Source organism: Dietzia sp. HMSC21D01, from assembly GCF_001815995.1.
In the GTDB taxonomy this organism is placed as follows: Bacteria; Actinomycetota; Actinomycetes; order Mycobacteriales; family Mycobacteriaceae; genus Dietzia; species Dietzia cinnamea.
In genome coordinates this window covers 915-7,374 of sequence record NZ_KV823756.1, presented here as the reverse complement: position 1 = coordinate 7,374, position 6,460 = coordinate 915, and the positions used below count along the sequence as shown (strand labels likewise).

The following is a 6,460-nucleotide window of genomic DNA, read 5'->3' as shown; positions in this document are numbered from 1 at the left end:
CGTCGGCGGCGGCTGCCGGGACGCCCGGCGCGCCGGGATCCGGGCGGCTCGGCGCCCCGGCGGTCGGGGTGAGGGGGGTCACGATCGTGCTCATCGCGCTGTTCTCCTGGTGTGGGTCACCCGCCGATGGAGGCGGGTACCCGGGTCGGGGTGGTGGACGCTGACGACGACGAGGTGGGGCCCGCGAACGGCACGGAGGCCGTGGACGGAGTGGGCGCATCAGGCGTCCGCAGGCCACGCCGGGCGAGCTCGGGCAGGACCCCCTCGCCGAACGAGTACGTCTCTTCGAGGTGCGGGTACCCGGACAGCACGAAGTGGCTCAGCCCCAGCTGCGCGTACTCGGCGATCCGGTCGGCCACCTCCTCGTGGGAGCCGACGAGCGCCGTCCCGGCACCGCCTCGTACCAGCCCGACCCCGGCCCAGAGGTTGGGGTAGATCTCCAGCGAATCCGTCCGGCCGCCGTGGAGTTCGAGCATGCGCCGCTGCCCCTCCGACTCGGACGAGGCCAGCGAGGCCTGGACCCGGTCGACGTCGGCGGGATCGATCCTCGCGAGCAGGCGCTCGGCCTCCGCCCAGGCCTGCTCGGAGGTGTCGCGCGAGATGACGTGCAGCCGGATGCCGTAGTCGAGTTCCCGCCCCTGCTCGGCCGCGGCCGATCGCACTCGGTCTAGCTTCTCCGCCACCGCCGCCGGGGGCTCCCCCCACGTCAGGTAGGTGTCGGCGTGACGGGCGGCGACACGGATTCCCGCCGCGGAGGAACCGCCGAAGAAGATGGGCGGGGACACCTCGGGGCGGCGCCCGAGGACGGCGTTCTCCACGGCGAGATGCTCGCCCGAGAACGTGACCGGGCCCGGCGACCCCCAGAGCCGGCGGGTCACCTCGAGGAACTCGTCGGCCCGGGCGTAGCGGGCCTCCTTGTCGAGGAAGTCCCCATAGGCGCGCTGTTCGGCGGACTCGCCACCGGTGACCACGTTGAGGAGCAGGCGACCGTGGGTCTGCCACTGGAAGGTCGTCGCCATCTGCGCGGCGAGGGTCGGGCTCATCAGCCCCGGCCGCAGGGCCACGAGGAACTTGATGCGCTCACTCGACTCCGCCAGGAGGGCGGAGGTCAACAGGGCGTCCTCGCACCAGGCGCCGGTCGGGGTGAGCAGCGACTCGAAGCCGTTGTGCTCCGCGGCCGCGACGATCTGCCGCAGGTACGGCAGCGTCGCCGGGCGGTCCCCCGACATGAACGTGCCATGGCCGCCCGCGACGAGGTTGCGCGAGTCCCCGTAGGTGGGCAGGAACCAGTGGAAATGGAGATCCCCGCTCGCGGTGGTCGGCTGGGACTGCTGGGTGGTCACGGGTGACTCCTCGTCATCGGGTGGGTCGGACAGGCCCATCCTCAGGGCGCGGATCGCCGGCTCGCCAGAATTCCGTCCACCACGATCGAAACCCATATACCAAGTAGACAGATCGGTCTATAGTTTGTGCTACCGTGTGGTCATGAGACCCGAGGAATTAGCACCTGAACTGCGCATATCCGACGTGAGCTCTGCCCGGGTCATGCGTGCGATCCGGTTCCGCGGGCCCGTGTCGAGGCCCGAGATCGCATCCACGACAGGCCTGTCGGTCGCCACCGTCGGGCGGGCGACCTCTGCCCTGCTCTCCGCGGGGGTCATCCGCGAGCGTCCCGAACTGATGCACGACGGCTCGGTGGGACGCCCCAGCGTCCCCCTCGAGATCGACCCGTCCGGGCCGGTGACCGTGGCCGTCCACATCGGCCTGCTCCGCAGCGTCGTCGCCGTCTGCGACCTCGGGTGCCGGATCCTGTCCGAGCACTCCGTCCCCACCCCCGGCCGGGACCCCGAGGAGATCATCGACGTCCTCACGGCCGCCGCCTTCCGCCTCCTGGACGGCCATCGCGACCGCACGCTCGTGTGGGGCGGCGTCGCCACCGCGGCCCGGCTCACCGGCCCCGGCCGAATCGACCACGATCTACTGGGCTGGACGGACGTGCCCGTCACGGACCTGTTCGCCGACCGCCTGGGCGTGCCGTTCTCGGTGGCACCGCACGTCGAGGCCATGGCGGCCGCCGAGCTGCTCGTCGGCCACGAGACCCACCGCGGCACAACACTCGTCGTCTACGGCCGTGAGCACCTGGGGTCCGCGCTGGTGATCGACGGGGCCGTCCACCAGCCCCGCGCGGGCTCGCCGGACCTCGCACACCTGCCCGTCGGCCCCACCACGTACCTCGACGACCGAGGCGCCGGACTGCTCGACGTGGTGAGCGACTCCGCCCTGGTGCGGGCGGCCGCCCTCCACGGGATCTCGGTGTCGACCGTCGCGGAGCTCGCCGCGAGGGCGCGACACGACGCCACGGCGGAGGCCATCCTGGTCGAACGCGCCACCGTCCTCGGCGGGCTCGTCGGCATAGTCTCGGCGATCACCCGCCCGGATTCGGTCGTCCTGTGCGGCCAGGCGTTCACCGATCACCCGAGATACCTGGCACCCCTCATGAGGGCGACGCGCGAGACGCGGCTCTCCGGCGGACTGCCGGATCTGCGGGTGTCGACCGCCGGCAACCGCATCCAGCAGTTCGCCGCAATGGCCGTGGCCCTGGACGCGATCTGCGCGGACCCGACCTCGTTGTTGACGGAGCGCCTCTGCACGGCCTCCTGACCGGCCCCACCCGTCGACGCGCCGCCGCCGCGCACGGCATTCCCCTCACCACGAGCGGAACAGTCGACACCCAGACCACCCGGAAGCAAACTGCTCGCATGTCAGAACACCACTCGCTGTCCGTGTCCCAGTCCTCCGTCTCTCGTGAGGTCCACCGCCGGGCCATGCGGATTCACCCCGCGGGCGTCACGGTCATCACCCTGGACGGGCCGGAGGGGCCCGTGGGGTTCACGGCGTCCTCGCCGTCGAGCCTGTCGGCCGAGCCGGCGCTACTGAGCTTCAACGTGGGGATCTCCTCGTCGAGCCTGGGCGCCGTGCTCGAGGCCCGGACCGCCGTCATCCACCTCCTCGGCGAGGCCGACCAGCCGCTCGCGCTGAGGTTCGCGGGCCCGTCGCGCCTGCGCTTCGCCGACTCGACCCTGTGGACCCGCGCGGAGACGGGCGAGCCGATGCTCCACGGGGGTCGGGCGCGACTGCGCGTGGCGCTGGACCGCCTCATCCCGGCCGGGGACCACGTCCTCGTGATCGCCCGGCTGCTCGACGCCTGGTTCGACGACGCCCCCTCGGACCCGCTCGTCATCGTCGACGGCGCCCTGCGGCCGATCCCCGGGCACGACGCATGACCCGCGCTCGCGGGGACAGGACCCCACCCCGCACACCGGACCGACAGGAAGGCCCCCGCCGCGTGGCGGGGGCCTTCACTATGTCAGGCGCCGGAGGCGATCAGGTGGTGGCCGGAGCAGCGCCGCCGCCGCTGCCCGAGGGGCCTCCGGTGGCGCCGCCACCGAAGCCGGAGCTCGGCGGCAGGGAGTCGCCCGGGCCGGCCTCGCCGGTGGGCGCCACGCTCGCCGAGATCTCCTCGCCCTGGCGGTCCTGCGGGGCGTCCGGGCGGGGAGCACCGGTGAAGGTGAACTTGGCGTCCTCGGTGCGCTCGGACTCGCCGTCCCAGCCCTCGACGTCGACCTTCACCAGCTCGCCGGCCGCGACCTCGCCGAAGAGGATCTTCTCCGAGAGGGTGTCCTCGATCTCGCGCTGGATCGTGCGACGCAACGGCCGCGCGCCCAGGACCGGGTCGAACCCGCGCTTGGCGAGCAGGCTCTTGGCCCGATCGGAGACCTCGATGTCCATGTCCTTGGTCTTCAGGGCGTCCCGGACACGGCCGATCATGAGGTCGACCATCTGGACGATCTGCTCCTGCGTGAGCTGGTGGAACACCACGATCTCGTCGATGCGGTTGAGGAACTCCGGGCGGAAGTGCTTCTTCAGCTCGTCGTTGACCTTCTGCTTCATCCGCTCGTAGGCGTCCTCGGTGTTGTCGGAGGACTGGAAGCCCATCCCGACGGCCTTGGAGATGTCCTTGGTCCCGAGGTTCGAGGTGAAGATCAGCACGGTGTTCTTGAAGTCCACCATGCGTCCCTGACCGTCGGTGAGACGGCCGTCCTCCAGCACCTGGAGGAGGGTGTTGTAGATCTCGGAGTGCGCCTTCTCGATCTCGTCGAACAGGACGACCGAGAACGGCTTGCGCCGCACCTTCTCCGTGAGCTGGCCACCCTCCTCGTAACCGACGTACCCGGGGGGCGCACCGAAGAGCCGCGAGGCGGTGAAGCGGTCGTGGAACTCGCCCATGTCGATCTGGATGAGCGCGTCGTCCTCACCGAACAGGAAGTTCGCGAGCGCCTTGGACAGCTCCGTCTTACCCACGCCGGACGGGCCGGCGAAGATGAACGAGCCCGAGGGACGCTTGGGATCCTTGAGCCCGGCACGCGTCCGGCGGATCGCCCGGGAGACGGCCTTGATGGCGTCCTCCTGGCCGATGATCCGCTTGTGCAGCTCGTCCTCCATGCGGAGCAGACGGGTGGTCTCCTCCTCGGTGAGCTTGAAGACGGGGATGCCGGTCCAGTTGCCCAGGACCTCGGCGATCTGCTCCTCGTCCACCACGGCGGCCACGTCCATGTCACCGGCGCGCCACTGCTTCTCGCGCTCGGCGCGCTCGGCGATGAGCTTCTTCTCCGTGTCGCGCAGGCCGGCGGCCTTCTCGAAGTCCTGCGCGTCGATCGCGGACTCCTTCTCGCGGCGGGTCTCGGCGATCTTCTCGTCGAACTCGCGCAGGTCCGGCGGAGCCGTCATCCGCTTGATGCGCATGCGGGCACCGGCCTCGTCGATGAGGTCGATCGCCTTGTCCGGCAGGAAGCGGTCGTTGATGTACCGGTCCGCGAGCTGGGCGGCGGCGGCCAGCGCCGCGTCGGTGATCGTGACGCGGTGGTGCGCCTCGTAGCGGTCCCGCAGACCCTTGAGGATCTCGATGGACAGCTCGACGCCCGGCTCGGGAACCTGAACGGGCTGGAAGCGCCGCTCGAGGGCCGCGTCCTTCTCGATGTGCTTGCGGTACTCCTCGAGCGTGGTGGCACCGATGGTCTGCAGCTCACCGCGGGCCAGCTTGGGCTTGAGGATCGACGCGGCGTCGATCGCGCCCTCCGCGGCTCCCGCGCCGACGAGCGTGTGGATCTCGTCGATGAACAGGATGATGTCGCCGCGCTGGTTGATCTCCTTGAGGACCTTCTTCAGGCGTTCCTCGAAGTCACCGCGGTACCGGGACCCGGCCACGAGCGAGCCGAGGTCCAGCGAGTACAGCTGCTTGTCCTTGAGGGTCTCGGGGACCTCGTTGTTGACGATGGCCTGCGCCAGGCCCTCGACGACGGCGGTCTTGCCCACGCCGGGCTCACCGATGAGCACCGGGTTGTTCTTGGTGCGCCGGGAGAGCACCTGCATGATGCGCTCCACCTCCTTGGCGCGACCGACGACCGGGTCGAGCTTGCCCTCCATGGCGGCCTGGGTGAGGTTGCGACCGAACTGGTCCAGGACCGTCGACGACGACGGGGTCCCGGCCTCGCGGCCACCGGAGCCGGCGGGCGTGCCCGAGGCCTCGGCCTCCTTGCCCTGGTACCCGGACAGCAGCTGGATGACCTGCTGGCGCACCCGTGTGAGGTCCGCGCCGAGCTTGACCAGCACCTGAGCGGCGACGCCCTCGCCCTCACGGATGAGGCCGAGCAGGATGTGCTCGGTGCCGATGTAGTTGTGGCCGAGCTGCAGCGCCTCGCGCAGGCTCAGCTCCAGGACCTTCTTGGCCCGCGGCGTGAACGGGATGTGCCCGCTGGGCGCCTGCTGGCCCTGGCCGATGATCTCCTCGACCTGACTCCGCACCGCTTCCAGCGAGATCCCGAGGGACTCGAGGGCCTTGGCGGCCACTCCCTCGCCCTCATGGATGAGACCCAGCAGGATGTGCTCGGTGCCGATGTAATTGTGGTTGAGCATCCTGGCCTCTTCCTGGGCCAGGACGACGACGCGACGCGCGCGGTCGGTAAACCGTTCGAACATCGTGCTACCTCACATTCCTCGGTTTTTCACCACTGTAGTGGCCGGTTCTGACGCTCTGCACCGCAGGAGCAGCACGAAGCCCGTCACCAGTGTTCAACGCGGCAGGTCGGGGATCGATTGCATGATCGTGTACGCCGTCAGCGAACGCCCCGCATCGGGCCGGATCCCCGGCCACTAGGGTCGTCGCCATGAGCTACGCGATCGGCGGCCGGGCGCCGTGAGCGCGTTCGATCTCGACCGCATCGGCCGCGGGCTGCCGTTCGCCCGCGCCCTGCCCGCACTGCGGGACGCCCTCGCCACGGCGGGCACCGCGGTGGTCCAGGCACCGCCCGGCACCGGCAAGACGACCCTCGTCCCGCCCGCGGTCGCCGTCGCCGACGGGGTGTCGGGACGGGTGATCGTCACCCAGCCCCGTCGGGTCGCC

The 6,460-nt window shown here is 70.6% G+C and carries 5 protein-coding genes; 3 read left to right on the top strand and 2 right to left on the bottom strand.

Going from position 1 to position 6,460, the window contains the following annotated elements:
- Positions 1 to 116: 116 nt before the first annotated feature.
- A complete protein-coding gene (locus tag HMPREF3086_RS03420) occupies positions 117 to 1,343 on the bottom strand; it encodes an LLM class flavin-dependent oxidoreductase (RefSeq protein ID WP_070720170.1) in 1,227 nt (408 codons plus the stop codon).
- 184 nt (positions 1,344 to 1,527) lie between these two features.
- Between HMPREF3086_RS03420 and HMPREF3086_RS03415 the strand changes: the two genes are divergently transcribed.
- Positions 1,528 to 2,661, top strand: a complete 1,134-nt coding sequence (locus HMPREF3086_RS03415; RefSeq protein WP_246830888.1) for an ROK family transcriptional regulator — start codon at positions 1,528 to 1,530, stop codon at positions 2,659 to 2,661.
- 98 nt (positions 2,662 to 2,759) lie between these two features.
- Entirely contained in the window at positions 2,760 to 3,284 is a 525-nt protein-coding gene (locus tag HMPREF3086_RS03410) for a flavin reductase family protein (RefSeq protein WP_070720166.1), read from the top strand.
- Positions 3,285 to 3,384: 100 nt separating this feature from the next.
- Here HMPREF3086_RS03410 and HMPREF3086_RS03405 read toward each other — a convergent pair whose 3' ends face one another.
- Complete coding sequence (locus HMPREF3086_RS03405; protein ID WP_070720164.1) at positions 3,385 to 6,036, bottom strand: ATP-dependent Clp protease ATP-binding subunit; 2,652 nt, start codon at positions 6,034 to 6,036, stop codon at positions 3,385 to 3,387.
- A gap of 217 nt (positions 6,037 to 6,253) precedes the next feature.
- Here HMPREF3086_RS03405 and HMPREF3086_RS19480 point away from each other — a divergent pair.
- Positions 6,254 to 6,460, top strand: a 207-nt coding sequence (locus HMPREF3086_RS19480; RefSeq protein ID WP_246830887.1) for a hypothetical protein, incomplete at its 3' end; no start/stop codon positions are given.

What these genes read in the sequence shown, in the direction of transcription:
- HMPREF3086_RS03410 (WP_070720166.1), top strand. Translation starts at nt 2,760, where the DNA reads ATGTCAGAACACCACTCGCTGTCCGTGTCCCAGTCCTCCGTCTCTCGT.
- HMPREF3086_RS03405 (WP_070720164.1), bottom strand. Translation starts at nt 6,036, where the DNA reads ATGTTCGAACGGTTTACCGACCGCGCGCGTCGCGTCGTCGTCCTGGCC.